Origin of the sequence: Flavobacterium sp. UBA4197 (assembly GCF_002379575.1) — a bacterium.
GTDB lineage: Bacteria > Bacteroidota > Bacteroidia > Flavobacteriales > Flavobacteriaceae > Flavobacterium > Flavobacterium inviolabile.
The window spans coordinates 100863-123122 of record NZ_DFUB01000013.1; the positions used below are offsets into that span (position 1 = coordinate 100863).

Sequence of the window (22260 nt, forward strand, 5' to 3'; positions counted from 1 at the left end):
TTAGCAAAATCTTTTATTAAATATTAATTTTTTGATGATATGGTATGAAATAATTGGGAAACGGAAGGAGATTGTTCTAATGGGCTTGTAGCCAGTCTTTTCCGTGACCTAATTCTACTTCCAAAGGAACTTCCAGTATAAAAGCGTTCTCCATTTCGTGTTTGATCATTGGCTGAATTTTCTCCAGTTCACTGTTGTGCACGTCAAAAACAAGCTCATCGTGTACCTGCAGCAGCATTTTACTTTTCCAGTTTTCGGCAATCAGGCGTTTGTGAATATTGATCATCGCTATCTTGATAATATCGGCAGCACTACCCTGAATAGGGGCGTTAACGGCATTTCGTTCGGCGGCACCTCTCACAACGGCATTCGCAGAATTGATGTCTTTTAAATAACGGCGTCTGCCCAAAACGGTTTGTACATAACCGTGATTTCTGGCAAATTCCATTTGTTCCTGGATATAGGCTTTCAGTCTTGGATAGGTCTGGTAATAGGTGTCAATAAGTTCCTTACTTTCGGAACGGCTCAGAGAGGTCTGATTGCTCAAACCAAAAGCAGACACACCATATATGATCCCGAAGTTAACGGTTTTGGCATGGCTACGCTGTTCGCGGGTTACTTCTTCCAGAGGCACGTTGAATACTTTTGCAGCTGTGGAGGCGTGAATGTCTTCTCCGTTCCGGAACGAATTGATCATGTTTTGTTCTCCGCTTAAGGCCGCGATAATGCGCAGTTCTATCTGAGAGTAATCGGCAGAAACCAGTGTGTAGTTTTCATCTCTTGCTACAAAAGCTTTCCGGATCTGACGGCCTCTTTCGGTACGGATCGGAATGTTTTGCAGGTTCGGATTGTTCGAACTCAATCGGCCGGTTGCGGCAACCGTTTGCATATAATCGGTATGTACCCGCTGGGTTACTTTGTCTACCTGGTTCGGTAACGCATCAATATAGGTGTTCTGAAGTTTAACCAATTGGCGCCAGTCCAGAATGTTTTTGACAATTTCATGTTCGTTGGCAAGGTAGCTCAGTACTTCCTCACCGGTTGCATATTGTCCGGTTTTGGTTTTCTTTTGTTTGGCTCCGCCAATCTTTAATTTATCGAAAAGGATATCTCCTAATTGTTTCGGAGAAGCCAGGTTGAATTTCTCCCCGGCAGTTTCATAGATGTGCTGTTCAAAAACTTTAATATCGTTATCGAGTTCTTTTGATAGCGATTTCAGAAAATCAACATCCAGACGGATTCCTTCGCGTTCCATGGCTGCCAGAACGGTAACCAATGGGATTTCAATGTCGTCAAACAGTTTTTTAGTACCAGTTTTATCCAGCTGCTCCGAGAATAGTTCTTTTAGCTGCAACGTAATATCGGCATCTTCCACAGCATATTCCTTAACATCTTCCAGTTCCACATCGCGCATGGATTTTTGATTTTTCCCTTTTTTACCAATCAGGGTTTCAATGGATTTCGGCGAATATTTTAAATAAGTTTCCGCCAGTACGTCCATGTTGTGGCGCATATCCGGATTGATCAGGTAATGGGCAATCATGGTGTCAAAAAGTTTTCCTTTTACAACCACATCATAATTGGACAATACTTTTAAGTCGTATTTGAGGTTTTGCCCTATTTTGGTAATGTTTTCGTTTTCAAAGAACGGCAGCAGTTTTTCAAGCAGTGCTTTTGCTTCGTCCTGGTTTTCCGGAAACGGTACATAAAATCCTTTTCCTTTTTCGAAAGAAAAGGCAATTCCAACCAGTTCGGCATGTAAGGCATCGAGGCCTGTTGTTTCGGTATCAAAGCATACTTCCGATTGCTGTAGCAGGTTTTGCAGCATTAGTTTAATGCCCAGGTCGCCTTGTACAATCTGGTAATTATGACTGGTGTTTTCTAATGTATTGTAGTAACTGTTGTGTGCCGCAGCGGCTGTTTCGGCCGGAGCCGCTTCACCAAATAATGAGAACTGGTTTTCGTTTTTAGCCGATTTCCGAGTGGTTTTGGAAACTGTCGATGCCGAAGGTTCTAAATTATTGGTATTGATTTCGTCAAATTCCGATCCATCGGCAAACAGTTTGTCGAACTGTTCTTTCATTCTCCGGAATTCCAGTTCCTGGAATATGGCTTCCGTTTTTTCAACATCCGGACGGGACAGTTCAAAGTCTTTTTCATCAAAAGTTACCGGGCAGTCCAAAAGGATCGTAGCCAGTGTTTTGGACATAATCCCTTTTTCGGCATTGGCTTCGATATTCTCTTTCATTTTTCCTTTCAGCTCATGGGTATTGGCCAAGAGGTTTTCCATAGAACCGTATTCTTTCAGTAATTTTTTGGCTGTTTTTTCGCCCACTCCCGGTAGTCCCGGAATATTGTCGACAGCATCACCCATCATGCCCAGGAAGTCGATTACCTGTTCCGGTCTTTCAATTTCAAATTTTTCAAGTACCTGAGGAACGCCCCAGATCTCGATATCATTCCCCATTCGTGCCGGACGGTACATAAAAATATTTTCGGAAACCAGCTGTGCAAAATCTTTATCGGGCGTAACCATATAAACCGTATAGCCTTCTTTTTCGGCTTGTTTTGCCAGTGTTCCGATCAGATCATCGGCTTCATAGCCCGGTAATTCCATAATGGGAATATGCATGGCTCTTAATATTTCCTGTATGTAGGGAACGGCAATTTTTATCGCTTCGGGAGTTTCATCACGATTGGCTTTATATTCCGGAAACATCTGGTTTCTGAAATCACTTCCGCCTTTGTCAAAAGCAACAGCCAGATAACCCGGTTTTTCTCTTTTAATAACATCCATCAGGGAATTCATGAATCCCATAACAGCCGAAGTGTCTAATCCTTTGGAGTTTATGCGGGGATTTTTGATAAAAGCATAATAGCCGCGAAAGATTAATGCATAAGCATCAAGAAGAAAAAGGCGTTTTTGTTGTGACATGATAATGATATTTGAATGTAAAAATAAGGAATCCAATATTTATAGGATTCAATACCCCGGAAATTTTATTGGTAACCGCATTTATTATGGGGATTATTCTGTAATTTTAATAGATTTTAATGCTATTATCCGTATGAATATTATTGTTGTGGAAGACCATCAGGAATTAGCCGGGGAGCTTATGCGTTTCCTGACCGATAGCGGCTATATCTGTACGGTAAAAAAGAACTGCAAAGCGGCACTCGATGAAATTGACAGAAACGAATATGATGTGATGTTGCTGGATTTAGGACTGCCGGACGGCGACGGCCTGGATTTGCTAAAAACCATCCGGAAGAATAAATCGAAGATGGGCATTATTGTAATCACTGCCAGAGGAGAACTGGATGACCGGATCAATGGTTTTCATCTGGGAGCAGACGATTACCTGACCAAACCGTTTGCATTGACGGAATTGAGCGCCCGTTTGTTTGCCGTGATCCGCCGGATACACGGTTTTACAATGAATGAACTGCCGATTCACGGTTTCCGGATTCAGTTGCAGGATTATAAAGTCCGGCACGGGGAACAGACGATTAGCTTAACAAAAAAGGAATTTGATGTTTTTCAGTACCTGGTGCTCAACAAAAACAGGGTGGTTACCCGTTTGCAGCTCACAGAGCATATCTGGGGCGATATACTGGAAATCAATTCCGATTCTAATTTTATAGACGTGCATGTCCGGAACCTGAGAAAAAAACTGGAAAAACACGAAAAGCTGGATTGGTTTGAAACGGTCCGGAATGTAGGATATCGCATTAACGAATGAACAGCCGATGAAGTTTAAACATCAGATCGCCACCTTTAGTATTCTCACCAGAATTACACTTATTGTAGTGTTGTGGTTTGCCTTGCCGATACTGGTTGAAAAAGTGGTTTTCCGGCATATTACGACCAGCTTAACGGAGAAAAAGCAGAAGTTTATCAAGAACCTTAATAATGAGGAGATCAATGATTTTTTGTCGAACAATACAATGGACGATACCTATGCGAGTTTTTCCAACCTGCACAGCGAGTTTTTGCAGCTTTCCCGTATTCCCGACAGTGTAAAGGTGGAACCGAAAACGGTTTTTATAACGGCGCCCAGAATTATTGAAAAGGAAAAGAACGAATACCGCATACTGCAGTATTTTTTTAAATATGAAGGCAAATCATATCTGCTGGAAATAGGGAATAACCTGGCTCAGGTAAAGGATCTGTATTTTGTGATCCGTTCTTTTACAGTAGCCGTACTGATAGGTCTGGTCTTGCTGACCTTTTTGTTTGAGGCTTTTTTTATTGATTACCTGCTACGGCCGTTTTACCGTATTATCGACAGGAAAATCAGGTATATTGATAATCCGGAAGCGTTTAATTATGAAATGATTCCGTCCCATTCCGATGATTTTAAAGAACTGGATACGGCCTTGAATCAGATGATGGGCAGAATGCAGGATGTTATTAATAAAGAGAAACAGTTTATTGCGAATGTGTCGCACGAATTGCTAACGCCGATCGCGATCCTGAGAAGCCGGTTTGAAAACCTGCTGGTAAACGAATCGATTAACGATGAAGGACTCGACAAAATAGTCAGTTCGCTTCGGACTTTGGATACCTTAAAAAAGATTATCAATAATCTGTTGCTGATTTCGAGGATTGAGAACAATCAGTTTCAGGCCGATGAAACGATCGCGTTGCAGGCATTGCTGGAAGAATTGCTTTTGGAACTGGAGGACCGGATCAGGGACCGGAACATTACCGTTATAAATACAATGAGTACGTCCTATTCATTCCAGGGGAATAAAACACTTATTCATATCTTACTGTTCAATATACTGGTGAATGCTATAAAGTATAATAAAGAAGGCGGAAAGATAATTCTTTCGGATGCTTTTGAATCCGGGATATACCGGTTTTCGGTTTCCGATACCGGCTGCGGAATTGATCCGGAACAGGTTTCGAAGCTTTTTAATCGTTTTGCCCGGATGAATTTAAAAGTGGAAGGACAAGGACTTGGGCTGGCTATTGCGCATACGATAGCGCATTTTCATCATATTGAGATTGCGGTAACCTCAGAGCCGGATAGCGGCAGTGTTTTTTCACTGCTTTTCCATTTACCGGCAAAAAGCTAAATAAAAGTTAATTTTTCCGGGAAGGATAAATCTTCATTTTAGCTTCATTTTCGCGATATAACTTTGACTCATAAATTAATCATTAAAACTTTTATATCATGAAAAAATTAATGCTAGTTGCTGTATTACTAGGATCTGCAGCAATGACTTTCGCTCAAACTGAACCAGCAAAAACAGTTAAAACACACAAACACGCTAAAACCGAAATGAAAGCTGAAGCTAAAAAAGAAGAGGCTAAAAAAACGGATGCTAAAGCAGAGAATTCAAAAATGAAATCAGAGAAAAAATAATTGTTTTTCTCGCTATAAAATATCAAGAGGCTGATTGTACAATCAGCCTCTTTTATTTGAGGTGTTTTCTTTCACCTTATTGTTTTACTACTTTCTGGGAGTAGGTTTCACCGTTTTTACCATCTATTTTCAGGATGTATATTCCTGCTGCCAGTCTGGAAAGGTCGATTGATTTCGATTTTGCAACGATGATCTGCTGTCCAAGCTGGTTGAATATTTTTACAGTGATATCCGTTTGTTCCGTATCGATATTTACGATTGTATTTGTCGGATTCGGATAAACCGTGAAACGGGCTTTAGCGGTTTCGTGCAGGCCTAAATTAGTACCTTGTTTGAAACATCTCACTGCCGATCCCTGACCACGTGGTCCTCCGGCAGACGGGTTGATGATCGCACTGCTGAAATAGAAGTATTTCGCTCCGATACTGCTTGTGGTACTGCTCCAGTAATAACCTCTTTGTCCTTTATAGTTAGCATTTCCGCTGGTATCTCTGTTTCCGCCTACGGTTAGTTTTAAATTACTGTCATACGCTTTTCCGGGTGATGTAATCACTTCTTTCACGGCAATTTCTTCCCATTCTGTTTGTGTTGGCAATCGCCATCCGTTACCTAATGCTTTACAAGGGTCACAACCTTTTGTGCTGGTTGTTGCTGCCGGTGTTGCGGCAGTCCATTCGTCCGTCAAAATGTTGCCGTTCCACCATGCCGGTCCGGATGTAAAGAAGTTCGGGTTTCCGGTTCCGATTCCTGAAGGATTGTTTGCTGCCGGCGATAAAACCGTTGAAGAAGTTCTCAATTGGTGTCCGTCGTCCCAACGTCCCCATTGGAATAAATCTCCAAAAGAGTTTTCATCGGTCGAAGAAGTTGCTACAGCAGGCGTTCCTAAGTTTTGCTGTAGCCAGATGTTTCTGTCGGCACCTCTAACGGTAGTATAGGTAACCGTATTGCCCTGGTAAGTAAACGTTATGCAGCCTAATGATCCTACCGGTTCTGCCGGTTCCTGGCAAACCACAGCGCTTTCAATGGCAATACTGTAATCTTCTGTTTGCCCGGCTCTTAATGTGGTGTCACAAGGATCGTTAATGGTGTTTGGCGCAGCTGGATTGCTCAAAGCCGCTACATTCGTATTCTTGATGATTCTCATTTTCGTAGTTCCGGTTGCGGCATTCGCCGGAATAGCAATATTGGCCGTTAGGGTATTGGCATTTGCCGGATTTGCCGGAGCAAGCTGGCCAATATAGAAACCTTCGCCGGCATCATTAAAGTTGCCGTTCTTGTTGAAATCGATATATACCATTACATCGCTCGGGAAAGAACTGGATGGTCCTTTTACTGCGATAGGATAGGTTTGTCCTTTGATAACCGGTGTGCTGATGTTGGTAAAATCTTCATATACCGGTGTTGTTCCCGATTGGAAAGGAGAAGTATTGTTAATCGTACCGAATGTAACATTGGTAATCATATTACTGTCGGCATTGTATTGGAATACCGGAGTACAGTCCTGAACGGAATTGTTGGTGTACAGGATCGATTTTGCCAGATCATTGTCTTCATACCCCATGATAAACAAATCGGTATCGCCGTCATTGTCATAGTCAAAGCATAAAGCGCGGGACATGGTTAAAGGATTCAGCGGAGCAGCGTTTGTAACGTCCTGGCTGAATGTTCCGTCGCCGTTGTTTTTGTATAAAGCCAGTTTGTTGTCTCCGTCAGCATTGGAACCCATGGTAAAGATGTCCAGAAGACCGTCGTTGTTGTAGTCAATAAAGCGGGAGCTGCCGTAATAAGTTCCTAAGAAAGAGGAGCCAATTGGTGCAAAATGTGCGGCTCCGTCGTTTAAATATGCATGCAGTATCGGTTCGAACGTGTCGCTCATTCCGGATAATAAGATATCTAAATGACCGTCGCCGTTAATGTCTGCGGTATCAATTGAAGAGAAATAAACCGAGTTTAAACTGCTGTTATGGCTGGTAAACTGACCATTTCCCTGATTGATGTATAGTTTTGTTTCCGGTACATAGGCTGTGCTGTATCCGGTTACCAATATGTCCGGTAATCCGTCTGAATTAGCATCGAATATTTTGGTCGCGCTAAAGTTTGTTCCTAATAAATTGATGTTTGACGGTTCGAAAACACCGGTATTTCCGGTCTGGAAGTACACTTTGGTAACACTGTCTGTATCGTTGATACCGTTCACCAGGATGTCCATGTGACCATCCTGATTCAGGTCGGCTAATCCGATAGAACCGTAATTGGTAGGAACTATGGAAGGTATTGCTACTTTGCTGAATGTGTTGTTACCGTTGCCATAGTAAATTTCAAAAACCTGGGTTTCGTTAATAGACTCGGTACCGGTAATGGCAAAGTCAAGGTGTCCGTCGTTGTTGATATCGCCAACAGCCACTGCAGAATACATTATCGGCGTAAAATTGTTTGCCGTATTCATTACAAATCCGTCAGGACCCAATTCGTATAGGGCTGTAAAACTGTCATAGCCGGGTAAGGCACCCGTTACCAGCATTTCTTTTTTACCATCACCGTTAAAGTCGGCTGCCACGCAGTCGCCATAAAATACTCCGGTAAACACAGCACTGTTTTGCGTTAATAACTGTGCTTTACAATCCAGCTGGGAAAGGAAAACGACAGTAAAGAGTAAGTATATTTTCTTCATAAATCATTTAATTAAGTCTTTGCAAATTTATTTATTTAGATTAAATAAAAATAACAGAAGCCATTTTTTAGCTTTTTGTGATAATATTGGAAATATATTTTTGGGATGCGGAATTATTTAACGGTTAGATTGTATTCTGAATAAAATTATAGGTTAATATTTTGGTTTGGTTGGATTGGCCGGAAACGGATTGTATAAAAAAACCAGAGCATTTTACTCTGGTTGTATCGTTTGTATTGAAAAGTGTGTGCTTAGAAGGAAAGCTGAATGCCCAATCCGTTACCATTGGCAATAATAGCAGAAGATTCGATAAAACCCTGGTTTGGATTTTTTAGGTCTGTATTCATCATATCCACGGCTTTTTTTACTTTTTTGGTATAGCCTATTTTTATCGGGATGGCCACAATTATGGCAGCCAGACCAATGGCGGCTACTGTGAACTTTTGTTTTTCTTTTTCAACGGTAGTGACTTGCCCGGCACCAAAATTATGCTGGGTCACTTTTGAATCGCTGTCGGTGGTAAGGTTGTACAAAAGGTTTCCGGCAATCATTCCGGATCCGGCAGCAATCAGGATGTTTCCGAATGTTTTTTTATTTCTTCCGGCATTATACAGTTTTAATGCTTCTGCATTGGTCTGCATCAGGCTGCGGACTTCACTTGTGGTCAGGCGCTGGTTGCCGGCATTGAAAACACGTCCTCTGGACTGTGCGGTCAATACTTCTTGCGAATAGGCCGAAGTCAGGCTAAAAGCAAAAAGTAAAAATAGGATTTTTCTCATTTTGTAAGGTTTGCGGCAAAAATAATCATTTTGGCTTATGCTGATTAATCAGTTTGATTTTTGTTAAAACAAAATGTATATTGATAGTCTCTTTGCGGGTATTTTGATAAGTCCGGAGTAATGACAGGGTATAGTTAAAATATTGCTAATATAAAACCAAGAGTAAGGGCATTCTTTGTTACTTTGTTTATTAATTTATGATGATGCGTTTAGTTTTTATAGGGATAATTTTACTACTGGTTGAGCTGTATGCTTTCCAGGCATTTAAAACAATTACAAAAGAGCGATGGATACTGATTGCTTATCAGGTGATAAGCCTGCTGATTTTTGTGTATCTGATTTACTCCTTCAGCCAGTTTGATAAAAGAACAGGGCAGAACAAACAGACGCTCTTTACGATGGGACTGCTTTTGATAACGCTTTTACCCAAACTGCTGATCGCGATCATATTATTAGGAGAAGATATTTTCCGTATGTTCGCCACAGTGATCAACTACTTCACTCAGGTTGACAATATAAAAGAAGCCATTCCGGAAAGAAGAAAGTTTGTAAGCCAGGTTGCCATTATGGTAGCGCTGATTCCTTTCAGCTCTTTGCTGTATGGTATGACGAAAGGGAAATACAATTTCAAGGTGATCCGCCAGACGATATTTTTCCCGGATCTTCCGGATAGTTTTGACGGGACTACGATCACGCAAATTTCGGATGTGCACAGCGGCAGTTTTGATAATCCTGAAAAAATCAGTTATGCGATCGATCTGATAAACGAGCAGCAATCGGATATTGTCCTGTTTACCGGGGATATTGTGAATACACATGCCGAAGAGATGCACCCGTGGATTGAGACTTTCCGGAAAATTAAAACACCGGCATTAGGGAAATATTCCGTTTTGGGGAACCATGATTACGGGGAATATGTTGACTGGCCTTCGCAAAAAGCCAAAGATGAAAATTTCAAGGCGATTAAGGATTTACACCGTCAAATTGATTTCAGGCTGTTGCTTAATGAAAATGTAAAAATCAAAAAAGGTTCCGATGAAATAGCGCTTGTTGGTGTTGAAAACTGGGGTGTAAAGTTCAAACAGGCGGGCGATTTAAACAAAGCTTCGGAAGGATTGGTAAAAGAGGACTTTAAAATTCTGATGAGCCATGATCCGTCGCATTGGGATGCCGAGGTGAAACAACATGACAAACATTTCCATTTAACGCTGAGCGGACACACGCACGGTTTGCAGTTCGGAATTGAAATTCCGGGTATAATTAAATGGAGTCCAATTGAATACGTTTACAAACAATGGGCCGGATTGTATGAAGAGGTTGGTAAATATGTTTATGTGAACCGCGGATTCGGATTCCACGCCTATCCGGGACGGGTTGGCATCTGGCCGGAAATAACGGTTATCGAACTAAAAAAAGGCGAAAAAGTAGCGTAATTCGTTAAAAATGCTACATTTGTATAGATAATAGATTGTAAAAGTATCTTTAAAGTATATTAAACTTGTAAGCTATGTCAAAATTTGGAGAACTTATCAATGCACAAGTACCAGTGCTGATTGATTTTTATACGGACTGGAACGAACCTTCTGTTTCGATGCATCCGGTTATCAGAGATGTTGCGGCCGCTTTGGGTGATAAAGCCAAAGTGATTAAAATTGATATCGATAAAAACCAGGAACTGGCAGAAGCGCTACGTATTAAAGGACTACCGACTTTAATGATTTATAAAGACGGACAGATGGTATGGAGACAATCCGGAGAGCTGGATGCCAATACGATCATTGCGCTGGTTCAGGAGCAATACTAATTTAATACACCAAATTCAAATCCTTTTTCTTTTAAAAGCTGTATGGCTTTTGGCAGCGTATGTTCGAGGTTTTTAAAAGCCTTTACGCTATCGTGAAATACGACTATACTTCCCGGTGTCGTGTTTTTAACTACATTTTCGAGACATTGTTCCGGTGTAATGGTCTTGTCAAAGTCCATGCTGATCACATCCCACATGATTATTTTGTAGCCTGATTTTCGCAATTGGCGCGATTGTAACGGCTTTATTTTGCCATAAGGCGGTCTGAACAGGCAGGAGGCTGTTTTGGTGCCGGAATGCTTTAGTATGGCTTTACGGCAGGCTTCCGTGTTTTCAATATATTCCGATTGTTTTGTTTGCCATCCTTTCAGGTGGTTGTATGTATGGTTGCCAATCGTGTGCCCGTGAGCGATGAGCTTCCTGAAAATATCAGGATGTTTATCGATGTTGTTGCCAATGCAAAAAAAGGTGGCCTTGATGTGGTGTTCCTGTAAAACGGCCAAAACCCATTCCGTTATTTCGGGAGTAGGTCCGTCGTCGAAAGTAAGGTATATCCTGTTCTCCGTATTCGGGACATCCCAAACCTGATTAAAGAAAATGGCTTTTATAAAGCGGTTCGTTTTTATCCAGAAACTCATTGTAATGACGGTATAAAAGCAATATGCCAATGAATCTCATTGGCATATTGTATCGGGTTGTTATTCCATGTCTCTTGCGAAACGTTCAAACATTTTGTTATAACTGTTGAATTTGACTTTGTTGGTTTCGTAAAACGGTTTGTCATATTGTTTCATGATGTCAAGAAGCGCACGGTATCTTTCGATGTCGGTAACGATATCCACATACATATCGTTTTGTTCGGCACTCTTTAATCCTTTATAGTAGCGGATGTTTTCCTGGTATTTTCCGGCTAACTTGGTTAAGATCGCACGGGCTTTATTCACTTCTCCGATTTCATAATACCCGGAAGCGAAAGGTTCTACGAACGTATAGAATCCGAATTCGTCAATCGGCATTTTAGCCATTGCTAAATCGATAATATTTTTCGCTTTATCCTTTTTGCCTTCTGCGATTAATTTCTCTGTTAAACGGGCTAAATTCGTGCGGTAGGAAATACTGTTTTTACGGGTTTCAGGATCGTGGTAGATTTTAGGATCACCACTGTTGCCCCAATCCCATGACATTACAATTTTGTACATTTTTTCCGTATCGATATTACCCATATCCAGCGGACTTCCGTTTTTCGGTATCGGTGTTTTTACCGGAACCAGTTTGTACACCATTCCATCCAGCTGCAGGTAATCTTTCATCCAGATATAATCGTCGTCACCAAAACTACCGCCTGTAAAATAGATAGGGCGTTTCCAGTTGTTGTTGTAAACCAGATCCAGCATCATTAAACGGTTAATGTATAAAGCACTGCCTTCAATATCCACATCAATTGCCGAAACAATAGAATCGTTTAACTGTGGCGCTACCACTTTGTTTTTAATAACGGTTTCCTTGTTAACCGGAATGCTGATCTTATTGGTAGGGTAGAAGTGGATCTTTTGTCCGCTTCTTGGAATTGTAAACAGCGTTCGCTCATCGTCACTCTTAATAAAGTCAATGAACTGTTTGATGTCGATGCGTTCTTTTGTTAATTCCTGGAAGAACATATAATCGCGTTTTCCTTTTACATATTGGTCGTGTGTGAACGAAATAGGCAGCGGATCGGAATTATACGCTTTCGATTTCATCTGGTCGATGTACCAGTCTTGTGTGAAAAGCTGGGTGTTTACGATCCTCACATCTGTTCGGTAGCCTTCGATTTCCTGAGCATACCAAAGCGGGAAGGTATCGTTGTCACCAATGGTGAATAAAATCGCATTCGGTTCGCAGGAATCCAGGTAGGCTTTAGCCATTGCTACAGCCGTATAACGGTTCGAACGGTCGTGATCGTCCCAGTTTTCTTTGGCCATTAAAACCGGAGCCGCCAGTAAACAGGCAGTTATCACAACCGGTCCTGCAATTTTTGGCTGTAAATAATTTTTGATTCCGTCGTATATCGCATAAACCCCGAATCCTAACCACATGGCAAAGATGTAGAAAGAGCCTACGAGCGCATAATCTCTTTCACGCGGTTCAAACGGTCTTTCGTTCAGGAATACTTTTAATGCCAAACTGGTGAATAAGAATAAAACCAGTAATACATAGAAGCTTTTAAGATCTTTTTTGGCATGGAAAATCATACCGATAACGGCTAAGATAAAAGGAAGGAAATAATAGGTATTTCTTGCCTTGTTGTTTAATACATCAGCAGGAAGATTGTCCTGAGAGCCTAAACGGATTTCGTCTATAAACTTGATACCGCTCAGCCAGTTTCCGTTTTGGGTGTCATATTTACCCTGGATGTCGTTTTGACGACCGGTAAAGTTCCACATTAAGTAACGCCAGTACATATAACCAAACTGGTATTCGAACATGAATTTCATGTTGTCAACAAAGGACGGTTTTTCGATGATAAGGTATTCGCCGTAAGATTTTAAGAATTTATCATATTCTTCAATTCCTAATTTCCCGGAACTGTAAGCGTTACGGAATTCGGCTACCACCTGTACCAGTTCGTCTTCATGGGAATATTCCGGGTTGATGGTGAATTTTACAGGCTGTGTAAAAGTCATGTAGTTCACCGCATTGTCCGGACTCCACATTCTTGGCAGGAAGCCTTTCTGGGTGTCGCTGGTATTTTGTCGGGCATTAACATAGTTGTTTACAATTTTGTAGGTGCCGGTTTTATAATCTCTTTCGTAGTTTGGTTTTTCGTCTTCATACGGTTTGTCTTCGTCCAGTCCAACATAGGCTTCAGTAAACAACGGACCGTAGAATGTTTTTTGTTCTCCGTACTGCTCACGGTTGTAGTAGGCTAAAACCTCTGCAGCATCCGAAGGTCTGTTTTCGTTAATAACCACATTGGCATTGGCACGAATCGGCAGCATTAACCAGGTAGAGAATCCGATTAAAACGAATAATACACAAAGTAATAAGGTGTTGTAAAGCGGTTTTTCCTTCTTTTTTGTATAACGCAATCCGAAATAGAAGAAAAGAATGATTAAGATGACTGCGAAAATGGTTCCGGAGTTAAACGGCAATCCTAAAGAATTTACCATGAAAATCTCCATTTTTCCGAAGAAAGCCAGTGTGTACGGTAACAGGAACTTAAAGACAAAGAATAAGATCACCACAATTACCACATTGGCAATGATGAAGTTCTTTATGGTAACGGTTTTGTAATTTTTAAAATAATACAGTAATCCTAAAGAGGGGATGGTTAGTAAGGCCATGAAGTGGACACCAAAAGAAAGTCCGATCATTAGCGAAATCAATAAAAGCCATCTGTTTCCTCTCGGGCTGTGCATGTCTTCTTCCCATCGCAGGCCAAGCCAGAACAATACTGCAATGAACAGTGATGCCATGGCGTAAACCTCTGCTTCGGCAGCACTAAACCAGAAACTGTCTGAAAAGGTAAAGGCAAGAGAACCAACAAAAGCACTTCCTAAAACAACGATTGCATTGTTTTTGTCAAACTCGGTAAAGCCGGAAACAATTTTCTTTAAAAGGATGGTCATTGACCAAAACATGAATAAAATAGTGAAAGCACTCGAAAAAACAGACATCATGTTCACCATTAAAGCGACCTTTTGAGGGCTTGTTGCGAACATCGCAAAGAAAGCACCGATCATTTGAAATAACGGAGCTCCCGGCGGGTGACCTACTTCCAGTTTTGCAGAAGTAGCAATGTATTCACCGCAATCCCAGAAACTTAAGGAGGGTTCAACGGTTAGCGAATAAGTAATTAAGGCAATTGCAAATGTTGACCATCCTAAGATCGTGTTCCATTTTTTAAAGTTAAATGTTACCATATATACTTGTCTATTTTTTCGGATTAATTTCTTTTACAAAGAAACTATTTTTTTGGAGAAAGAAAGCTGAAAATGTTTTTTTAATATTTTTTTATCAAAAATTTGGATTGTAAAAAAAATGTCCTACATTTGCACCCGGAAATCAGTAATGATGCCGGTTTTAGTGGCCTATGGTGTAATGGTAACACAGCTGATTTTGGTTCAGTCGTTCTAGGTTCGAGTCCTAGTAGGCCAACAAATAACCTCTCAATTTTGAGAGGTTATTTTGTTTTAAGGGGTGTGGGATTTGTGTGTTTTTGAAAGTGGATTTTCCGGGTTAAATTTTCCGGCTTTGTTTGGAGAATAAAAAAAATATTTTACATTTGCCCCTCTGAAAAAATCAATACTGATTTAGTGGCCTATGGTGTAATGGTAACACAGCTGATTTTGGTTCAGTCGTTCTAGGTTCGAGTCCTAGTAGGCCAACAAAAAAACCTCTCCGATTGGAGAGGTTTTTCTTTTTAGGTATCTTTTGTTATATTTTGAAAGTTACTACCGGGCGTTTCGCGTGGTTTACCAGGTCTTCACTGATACTTCCGTTAAAGAAGTGGGAAATTCCTTTTCTTCCGTGTGTGCTGATTCCGATTAAGTCGGCATCAATGTTTTTGGCGAAGTGTAAAACACCTTTTTCAACGTTTACATCATTATAAATGTGTGTGCTGTAGTTGTTGATGCTGAAAGGAGTGATGAAATCAGCCATCATTTTTTCGGCAACAGCTGTAGATTTAAAGTTGTTCGGCGTGTTGACCATCAATAAATGTATTTTAGCATTGAACTGATTGGCAAACTCCACTACTTTTTCGAACGGTTTTTTAACCTCGTCTGTAAAGTCGGAAGCGAAAACAAATTTGTCTACATTAAAATTGTCAGATTCTTTTTTGATTACCAGTACCGGAACTTCTGAATGACGTACCACTTTTTCGGTATTGGAACCAATGAACATTTCTTTGAAACCGCTGGCGCCATGAGAACCCATAACGATTAAGTCGATTTCGTTTTTATTGCTGATGTCCAGAACACCGTCAAAAGCTCTTTCCAGTTTGGTGATCTGTGTTACATTTATTCCGGATAAAATGGAAGAATTTGCGATTTCGTCTAGTCTTTCTTCTGCTTTCTTTTTGAAGAACATGATTTCAGGGATCTCGTGGCCGCTGCCAATAGCGTCGCTTCCTTCATGTGGTAGTTCAAGCATGTGAAGTAAAACAATTTCTCCGTCGTTTTTTCTTGCAATTTGAGCGGCAACTTTTAGGGCGTATTCTGCATGATCGGAAAAATCAGTTGGTACTAAAATCTTTTTCATAATAAATAATTTGTAGTGATTTGCTGTGGTTTATTTGTTAAAATCTGTTTTATAAAGGTAGGAATTTAAATTACAATACACAATTGATTTTCAATATTTAAAAAATAACACTATATTTGCGCCGTTATTTATTAATGAACTAAATAATGAGGGGGCAATAAGTCCCCTCTTTTTATACTAATATGGCATTTAAAGAAAAAGTTAGCGCGTTGCTGAATGAGGGGTTGTCGCAGAAACCGTCTCTTTTTTTAATTGATTTGGCAATAACCGATTCTTATAAAATTATTGTAACTTTAGACGGTGATAACGGTGTTAGTCTTCAGGACTGTATTGATATTAGCCGTGCTATAGAGCATAATTTGGATCGCGAAGAACAGGATTTTTCATTGGAAGTAGCTTCTGCGGGAGCAACCAGTCCGTTGAAATTGCCAAGACAGTTCAGAAAGAATATCGGCAGAACGCTGAAAGTAACTACGGCTACCGAGAAAATCGAAGCCGCATTGACAGCAGCAACAGATGCGTTTATTGTTTTGGAATGGACAGCAAGAGAGCCAAAACAAATCGGGAAAGGTAAAGAAACAGTTCACAAAAAGGTAGAAATTCCTTATTCAGATATCAAGGAAGCAATTGTTATAATAACATTTTAAATAAAGAGTTTGCATGGAAAATATTGCATTAATCGAATCGTTTTCAGAGTTTAAAGACGATAAACTAATCGACAGAGTTACCTTAATGGCAATTTTAGAAGATGTGTTTAGAAATGCATTGAAAAAGAAATATGGTTCAGATGATAACTTCGATATTATTATAAATCCGGATAAAGGAGATATGGAAATATGGAGAAATCGTATTGTAGTTGCTGATGGAGAGGTGGAAGATTCAAATTCTGAAATTTCGTTATCGGAAGCGCGAAAAATTGAGCCTGATTTTGAGGTGGGAGAGGAAGTTTCTGAAGAAGTGAAATTAATTCAATTAGGAAGAAGAGCTATTTTAGCATTGCGTCAAAATCTGATTTCTAAAATTCATGAGCACGATAATACAAATCTTTACAAGCAATTTAAAGATTTAATCGGAGATATTTATACAGCAGAAGTACATCACGTGCGTCCAAAAGCAGTTATTTTGGTGGACGATGAAGGAAATGAAATTGTATTGCCAAAAGAAAAACAAATCCCTTCCGATTTCTTCCGTAAAGGAGATAACGTTAGAGGAATTATTGAGAATGTGGAGTTGAAAGGGAATAAGCCGCAAATCATTATGTCCAGAACTTCAGAGAAATTCCTGGAAAAATTATTTGAGCAGGAAATTCCGGAAGTTTTTGACGGTTTGATCACGGTTAAAAAAGTTGTGAGAATCCCGGGTGAAAAAGCGAAAGTTGCCGTAGATTCGTATGATGACAGAATTGATCCGGTTGGTGCCTGTGTGGGGATGAAAGGTTCCCGTATTCACGGTATCGTTCGTGAGCTTGGAAATGAAAATATTGATGTTATCAACTATACAACCAATACACAATTGTATATAACCAGAGCGCTTAGCCCGGCTAAAGTTTCTTCGGTTAAAATTGATGAAGAAGGTAAATCTGCAGAAGTGTTCTTGAAACTGGAAGAAGTTTCAAAAGCTATCGGACGTGGAGGACATAATATAAAACTGGCAGGATTACTAACAGGATATGAGCTGGATGTAATTCGTGAAGGTAATATTGCAGAGGAAGAGGACGATGTTGAATTAACAGAATTCTCAGATGAAATTGAAGGATGGGTAATCGAGGAGTTTGCTAAAATTGGATTGGATACTGCGAGAAGCATATTGAATCAGGATGTTGCCGATTTAGTGAGAAGAACTGACCTTGAAGAGGAAACAATTTTAGAAGTTATCAGAATTCTGAGAGAAGAGTTCGAAGAATAACCTAAGTATTACAACAAACAACAACAACACAACACGCATTACGATAATATTAAAAAGATTATATGTCTGAAGAAAGAGTAATAAGAATAAACAAGGTTTTAAGGGAATTAAACATTTCTCTGGATAGAGCTGTGGACTATTTGAAAGAAAAAGGGCATACCATTGAATCAAGTCCGAATGCTAAAATTTCTAATGAGGAATATTCTATCTTGTGCGGTCAATTCTCTGCTGATAAGGGTAAAAAAGTAGCTTCTCTGGAGGTGAGTGAAGAGAAAAAGAAAGAAAAAGAGGCATTACGTGTAGAAAGAGAGCGCGAGATTGAAGAGAAACGCAAACAAGAGGAAGAGAAACAACGTCAAGAAATCATTAAAGCAAAAGCCACATTGTCTGGTCCGAAAGCTATTGGTAAAATTGACCTGAATCCTAAAAAAGCTGAAGTTGTTACTGAAAAACCATCTTCAGAAGTAGTAGAGGAGAAAGTCTCAGTACCGGAAACGAAGCCTGTTGTTGTGGAGGAGAAACCTGTTGTTGAAGAGAAACCTGTTGAAAAAATAGAGGAAGTGAAACCTAAGGAAGAAGAGAAGAAGGTTATTCGTGAAGAAAAAGTTGTTAAAATCACTCCTGTAGAGAAACCTCAGGTTGAAAAAGCAGCAACTGCAGAGCCTGTAGTGGAAGAAGAGAGAATCGAAACACAGTACCAGAAATTAAGCGGTACTACGTTTACAGGTCAGACCATTGACCTTTCTCAGTTCAATAAACCGAAAAAGAAGAAAGAAGACTTTAAGAAAGACGGAAACAAGCCGAATACTGGTAACAACCAGAATGCCGGACAAGGTCAGGGTCAGAATTCGAACAATTCGAATAATAATAAGAACAAGAGAAAACGTATTCCGACCAAACCGGGAGCTCCGGGTACACCGGGCCAGGGTCAGGGCGGTAATAACAACCAGGGTGGCAACAATGCTAACAGACCGGGAGGACCAGGTAAATTTACGGCGAACAAGCCGTCATTCCAGAAAGGAAACCGTCCTGCTATCGTAGCAAAAGTTGAGCCAACGGAAGAAGAAGTTAAAAACCAGATCAAGGAGACTTTAGAAAGACTTCAGGGTAAAGGAAATAAATCGAAAGCGGCGAAGTACAGAAGAGACAAGAGAGATTCTCACCGTCAGAAATCGGATGACGAGCAAAGAGCTATCGAAGAAGGAAGCAAAGTACTGAAAGTAACAGAATTCGTTACGGTTGGTGAAATTGCAACCATGATGGATGTGCCAATTACCAAAGTTATCGGAACGTGTATGTCTTTGGGTATCATGGTAACCATGAACCAGAGATTGGATGCGGAAACGCTTTCTATCGTTGCAGACGAGTTTGGTTATGAAGTAGAATTCATTACCACGGATATTGAAGAAGCAATTGAAATTATTGAAGACAGACCGGAAGATCTGATCCACAGAGCACCGATTGTTACGGTAATGGGTCACGTGGATCACGGTAAAACATCCTTATTGGATTACATTCGTAAAGCAAATGTTATTGCGGGTGAGTCCGGAGGTATTACGCAGCACATCGGAGCGTATGGTGTTCGATTAGACAACGGTCAGAAAATTACGTTCCTGGATACACCGGGTCACGAGGCCTTTACGGCGATGCGTGCCCGTGGAGCTCAGGTAACGGATATTGTAATTATCGTGATTGCGGCGGATGATGATATCATGCCACAAACAAAAGAGGCTATCAGCCATGCTCAGGCAGCAGGTGTACCTTTGATTTTTGCAATCAATAAAGTGGATAAACCAACGGCTAATCCTGAAAAAATTAAAGAAAAACTGGCAGGTATGAACTTGTTGGTTGAAGATTGGGGTGGAAAATACCAATCCCATGATATTTCTGCAAAAACAGGATTAGGAGTTAAAGAACTATTAGAAAAAGTATTATTAGAAGCTGAAATCTTAGATTTAAAAGCAAACCCTAATAAACCGGCTGTAGGTACAGTAGTAGAGGCATTCCTTGATAAAGGACGCGGATACGTTTCGACAGTATTGGTTCAGGCAGGTACTTTAAGAATCGGAGATTACGTATTGGCCGGTAAGCATCATGGTAAAGTGAAAGCGATGCATGATGAAAGAGGTCATAACATTAAAGAGGCAGGTCCTTCAACCCCGATTTCTATTTTAGGTTTGGACGGAGCGCCGACAGCAGGTGATAAATTCAATGTTTTTGAAGACGAGAGAGAAGCGAAACAAATTGCTGCTAAGCGTACGCAATTAATGCGTGAGCAGTCTGTTCGTACTCAGAAACACATTACCCTTGCAGAAATCGGAAGACGTATTGCTTTAGGTCAGTTCAAGGAATTGAACATTATCCTTAAAGGAGACGTGGATGGTTCGGTAGAAGCCTTATCGGATTCCTTCTCTAAATTGTCTACAGAAGAAATTCAAATCAGAATTATTCACAAAGGAGTTGGAGCGATTACAGAATCGGACGTATTGTTAGCGTCTGCTTCCGATGCGATTATTATCGGATTTAACGTTCGTCCTTCCGGAAGTGCAAAACAATTGGCAGACAAGGAAGAAATCGATATCAGAAGCTACTCCATCATCTATGATGCAATTGATGATCTGAAAGATGCAATGGAAGGTATGTTGTCGCCGGAAATGAAAGAAGAAATTACCGGAACAGCTGAAATTCGTGAAACATTCAAGATTTCGAAAGTGGGAACTATTGCAGGATGTATGGTTACCGATGGTAAGATCTTCAGAAACTCTAAAATCCGCTTGATCCGTGAAGGCGTTGTAATTTACACCGGTGAATTGTCAACACTGAAACGTTTCAAAGACGATGTGAAAGAAGTTTCCAAAGGATACGATTGCGGTATGCAGATCAAAAACTACAATGATATCAGAGAATTGGATATTATTGAAGGATTCCAGCAAGTGGAAGTTAAAAAGAAACTGAAATAGTTGATTTTATAATAACGAGTTCTAAAATAGGCTGACTATTTTTGATTCTATAAATTTGATAAAAGTTCAAACATTTTTAAAATGTTTGAACTTTTTCTTTTTAAAGGATATTCGTTGTATTCTGTGTTGCTGATGCATTTGGTTTGGTGTAAGCACCAAACAACCCATGTGCGGCCTTAGTGGTTGTAAATCTCAATACTCTCCCGGGCGGGCTCTCCTGCTTGTTTGATGGCTTCACATTTATCCTATGGTCAGAACGCATCTTTCAATATTCCATTTTGACCCTTTCTGCTATAGCATTTTTATATGGGTTTGTATTTTTATTCTTTTTTTGAAGAAATTTTAAGTAAAGTAAGTTTATGGATATCCACAAAACATACTCAAATTGTTTTTGAGGCATAATAATACTTATGCTATTCCCTATGTTATGTGAGTGTAAATATGGGTGTTTTATACGCACTTATACTCAATTTTTGTTTTTTGTGGATTTCTGTAATTGTCATTACGATAAAATCGCAAGATTTGCTGTGATAAAATGTGGCAATATGAAGAATAGTAAATTACATGCCTGCTTTCCTGTTTTAATTTTTATGCTGTTTGCTCTTTTTAGTTGTGAGCTGAACGAGGAAGTAATCCGTAGGGAAAGCGATACGAATAAAATCAATATCAGGGAGGCATCACTTGAAAAACTGCTTCGTGAAAACAAATTTGTAAATGCCTATAATGCAGTTTATGCGAACAGAGAGAAATCCCGTACGGTAATGGAAGGGCAGTATAGTTTTACAATTGTACCACACGGTGCGAAAGTCATTGAAGATGGCAATAAAACTTCTTATACGTTTAAGATTACAAGAGAAATCTCTAACCCGGACTATTTTGAAAACCTTGTAATTAACGTAGACAGTTTAGGACAGCCAAGTGCCTATATCCTAAAGTACACACCAAGTGAACCATTATCTCTGAGCGCTCACGGTTCATTTGCATTCAAAGGACAGGTAAAAATTACGCCGATTGTTTATAATGCTTCGGAAATGGATAAAACCACCATTTGTGTTACCGCACAAATATTGATGTGCGACCAGGCGTGGAGTCCGGACAACACCGGTGTACACGTTGCTACCAATGAATGTAATGACCAGAACCATTTATTTTACTCTCCGGTTACGACTTGTTATACTACTAATGGCGATATTGGCGGCGGCGGTGACGGTGATCCGGGGGTAACTGTTCCTATTGGTGACGATGGCGGCGGCAGTGGCGGCGGTGGCGGAGACGGTGATCCTTCAACAGAAGGGGGACTTACACCTCCTAATCATTGCCCGCGATGTCCTGTTTTTGTGACGACACCAGTTGAGGAATGGACAGAGCCGCCTTTGCATTGTGACAAATTAAAAGGGCTTTTAAAAAGTGCAGCTGTTAAAAATGCTATTCGTGCCCTGAATAGTGAACAGGTTTTTGGCGGCACTAAAGAAAAAGGCTATAACCTGGCGCTAAACCCGCAAAATAAACTAATAGCAACCGAAGT

15 protein-coding genes and 2 tRNA genes are annotated in these 22260 nt (G+C 40.3%); 11 read left to right on the top strand and 6 right to left on the bottom strand.

Translation table 11 applies throughout. The features are described from left to right. Positions 1 to 76 precede the first annotated feature (76 nt). Positions 77 to 2935, bottom strand: a complete 2859-nt coding sequence (gene polA, locus B3394_RS07120) for a DNA polymerase I (protein WP_286914584.1) — start codon at positions 2933 to 2935, stop codon at positions 77 to 79. A gap of 133 nt (positions 2936 to 3068) precedes the next feature. Between polA and B3394_RS07125 the strand changes: the two genes are divergently transcribed. From B3394_RS07125 to B3394_RS07135, 3 genes are all read left to right on the top strand, one after another. Continuing rightward, a complete protein-coding gene (locus B3394_RS07125) occupies positions 3069 to 3743 on the top strand; it encodes a response regulator transcription factor (protein ID WP_286914590.1) in 675 nt (224 codons plus the stop codon). Between the two features lie 7 nt (positions 3744 to 3750). Further along, complete coding sequence (locus B3394_RS07130) at positions 3751 to 5085, top strand: sensor histidine kinase (protein ID WP_286914594.1); 1335 nt, start codon at positions 3751 to 3753, stop codon at positions 5083 to 5085. A 98-nt stretch (positions 5086 to 5183) separates the two neighbouring features. After that, positions 5184 to 5375, top strand: a complete 192-nt coding sequence (locus tag B3394_RS07135) for a hypothetical protein (RefSeq protein WP_177731572.1) — start codon at positions 5184 to 5186, stop codon at positions 5373 to 5375. A gap of 76 nt (positions 5376 to 5451) precedes the next feature. On the opposite strand, the gene B3394_RS07140 is transcribed toward B3394_RS07135, so the two are convergent. After that, complete coding sequence (locus B3394_RS07140) at positions 5452 to 8046, bottom strand: FG-GAP-like repeat-containing protein (protein WP_286914596.1); 2595 nt, start codon at positions 8044 to 8046, stop codon at positions 5452 to 5454. Between the two features lie 251 nt (positions 8047 to 8297). Continuing rightward, a complete protein-coding gene (locus B3394_RS07145) occupies positions 8298 to 8825 on the bottom strand; it encodes a hypothetical protein (RefSeq protein ID WP_286914602.1) in 528 nt (175 codons plus the stop codon). Positions 8826 to 9022: 197 nt separating this feature from the next. On the opposite strand from B3394_RS07145, the gene B3394_RS07150 reads away from it, so the two are divergent. Further along, on the top strand, positions 9023 to 10258 hold the full coding sequence (locus B3394_RS07150) for a metallophosphoesterase (RefSeq protein WP_286914603.1): 1236 nt from the start codon (positions 9023 to 9025) through the stop codon (positions 10256 to 10258). Positions 10259 to 10332: 74 nt separating this feature from the next. Then, positions 10333 to 10629, top strand: a complete 297-nt coding sequence (locus B3394_RS07155; RefSeq protein ID WP_177731584.1) for a thioredoxin family protein — start codon at positions 10333 to 10335, stop codon at positions 10627 to 10629. On the opposite strand, the gene B3394_RS07160 is transcribed toward B3394_RS07155, so the two are convergent. Together B3394_RS07160 and B3394_RS07165 are read right to left on the bottom strand one after the other, a co-directional pair. After that, entirely contained in the window at positions 10626 to 11267 is a 642-nt protein-coding gene (locus B3394_RS07160; RefSeq protein ID WP_273246468.1) for a polysaccharide deacetylase family protein, read from the bottom strand. The genes B3394_RS07155 and B3394_RS07160 overlap by 4 nt on opposite strands. Before the next feature lie 60 nt (positions 11268 to 11327). Next, entirely contained in the window at positions 11328 to 14531 is a 3204-nt protein-coding gene (locus B3394_RS07165; protein WP_286914604.1) for a DUF2723 domain-containing protein, read from the bottom strand. Between the two features lie 164 nt (positions 14532 to 14695). Here B3394_RS07165 and B3394_RS07170 point away from each other — a divergent pair. Both B3394_RS07170 and B3394_RS07175 read left to right on the top strand, forming a co-directional pair. Next, positions 14696 to 14766: transfer RNA gene (locus B3394_RS07170), tRNA-Gln, on the top strand. Positions 14767 to 14925: 159 nt separating this feature from the next. Beyond that, positions 14926 to 14996 (top strand) — tRNA-Gln (locus B3394_RS07175). A 49-nt stretch (positions 14997 to 15045) separates the two neighbouring features. Here B3394_RS07175 and B3394_RS07180 read toward each other — a convergent pair. Next, positions 15046 to 15870, bottom strand: a complete 825-nt coding sequence (locus tag B3394_RS07180) for a universal stress protein (protein ID WP_177731594.1) — start codon at positions 15868 to 15870, stop codon at positions 15046 to 15048. 182 nt (positions 15871 to 16052) lie between these two features. Between B3394_RS07180 and rimP the strand changes: the two genes are divergently transcribed. From rimP to B3394_RS07200, 4 genes are all read left to right on the top strand, one after another. Beyond that, positions 16053 to 16517 (top strand): ribosome assembly cofactor RimP, encoded by a 465-nt coding sequence (rimP, locus tag B3394_RS07185; protein ID WP_177731597.1) that lies wholly within the window; start codon positions 16053 to 16055, stop codon positions 16515 to 16517. A 13-nt stretch (positions 16518 to 16530) separates the two neighbouring features. Beyond that, positions 16531 to 17775, top strand: coding sequence for a transcription termination factor NusA (gene nusA / locus B3394_RS07190; RefSeq protein ID WP_177731600.1), 1245 nt, complete (start codon positions 16531 to 16533; stop codon positions 17773 to 17775). A 62-nt stretch (positions 17776 to 17837) separates the two neighbouring features. Then, positions 17838 to 20735 carry a translation initiation factor IF-2 gene (gene infB, locus B3394_RS07195; protein ID WP_286914607.1) on the top strand — a complete coding sequence of 966 codons (2898 nt, stop codon included), beginning with the start codon at positions 17838 to 17840 and terminating at the stop codon, positions 20733 to 20735. Positions 20736 to 21280: 545 nt separating this feature from the next. Next, positions 21281 to 22260 (top strand): hypothetical protein (locus B3394_RS07200; protein WP_286914610.1); only part of this gene is annotated, 980 nt, incomplete at its 3' end.

Bases quoted from the DNA above. Each gene is read 5' to 3' on its own strand.
- polA (WP_286914584.1), bottom strand. From the start codon at position 2,935: ATGTCACAACAAAAACGCCTTTTTCTTCTTGATGCTTATGCATTAATC.
- B3394_RS07160 (WP_273246468.1), bottom strand. From the start codon at position 11,267: ATGAGTTTCTGGATAAAAACGAACCGCTTTATAAAAGCCATTTTCTTT.
- B3394_RS07145 (WP_286914602.1), bottom strand. From the start codon at position 8,825: ATGAGAAAAATCCTATTTTTACTTTTTGCTTTTAGCCTGACTTCGGCC.
- B3394_RS07155 (WP_177731584.1), top strand. From the start codon at position 10,333: ATGTCAAAATTTGGAGAACTTATCAATGCACAAGTACCAGTGCTGATT.
- B3394_RS07140 (WP_286914596.1), bottom strand. From the start codon at position 8,046: ATGAAGAAAATATACTTACTCTTTACTGTCGTTTTCCTTTCCCAGCTG.
- B3394_RS07180 (WP_177731594.1), bottom strand. From the start codon at position 15,870: ATGAAAAAGATTTTAGTACCAACTGATTTTTCCGATCATGCAGAATAC.
- B3394_RS07150 (WP_286914603.1), top strand. From the start codon at position 9,023: ATGATGATGCGTTTAGTTTTTATAGGGATAATTTTACTACTGGTTGAG.
- infB (WP_286914607.1), top strand. From the start codon at position 17,838: ATGTCTGAAGAAAGAGTAATAAGAATAAACAAGGTTTTAAGGGAATTA.
- B3394_RS07130 (WP_286914594.1), top strand. From the start codon at position 3,751: ATGAAGTTTAAACATCAGATCGCCACCTTTAGTATTCTCACCAGAATT.
- nusA (WP_177731600.1), top strand. From the start codon at position 16,531: ATGGAAAATATTGCATTAATCGAATCGTTTTCAGAGTTTAAAGACGAT.
- B3394_RS07135 (WP_177731572.1), top strand. From the start codon at position 5,184: ATGAAAAAATTAATGCTAGTTGCTGTATTACTAGGATCTGCAGCAATG.
- B3394_RS07165 (WP_286914604.1), bottom strand. From the start codon at position 14,531: ATGGTAACATTTAACTTTAAAAAATGGAACACGATCTTAGGATGGTCA.
- rimP (WP_177731597.1), top strand. From the start codon at position 16,053: ATGGCATTTAAAGAAAAAGTTAGCGCGTTGCTGAATGAGGGGTTGTCG.
- B3394_RS07125 (WP_286914590.1), top strand. From the start codon at position 3,069: ATGAATATTATTGTTGTGGAAGACCATCAGGAATTAGCCGGGGAGCTT.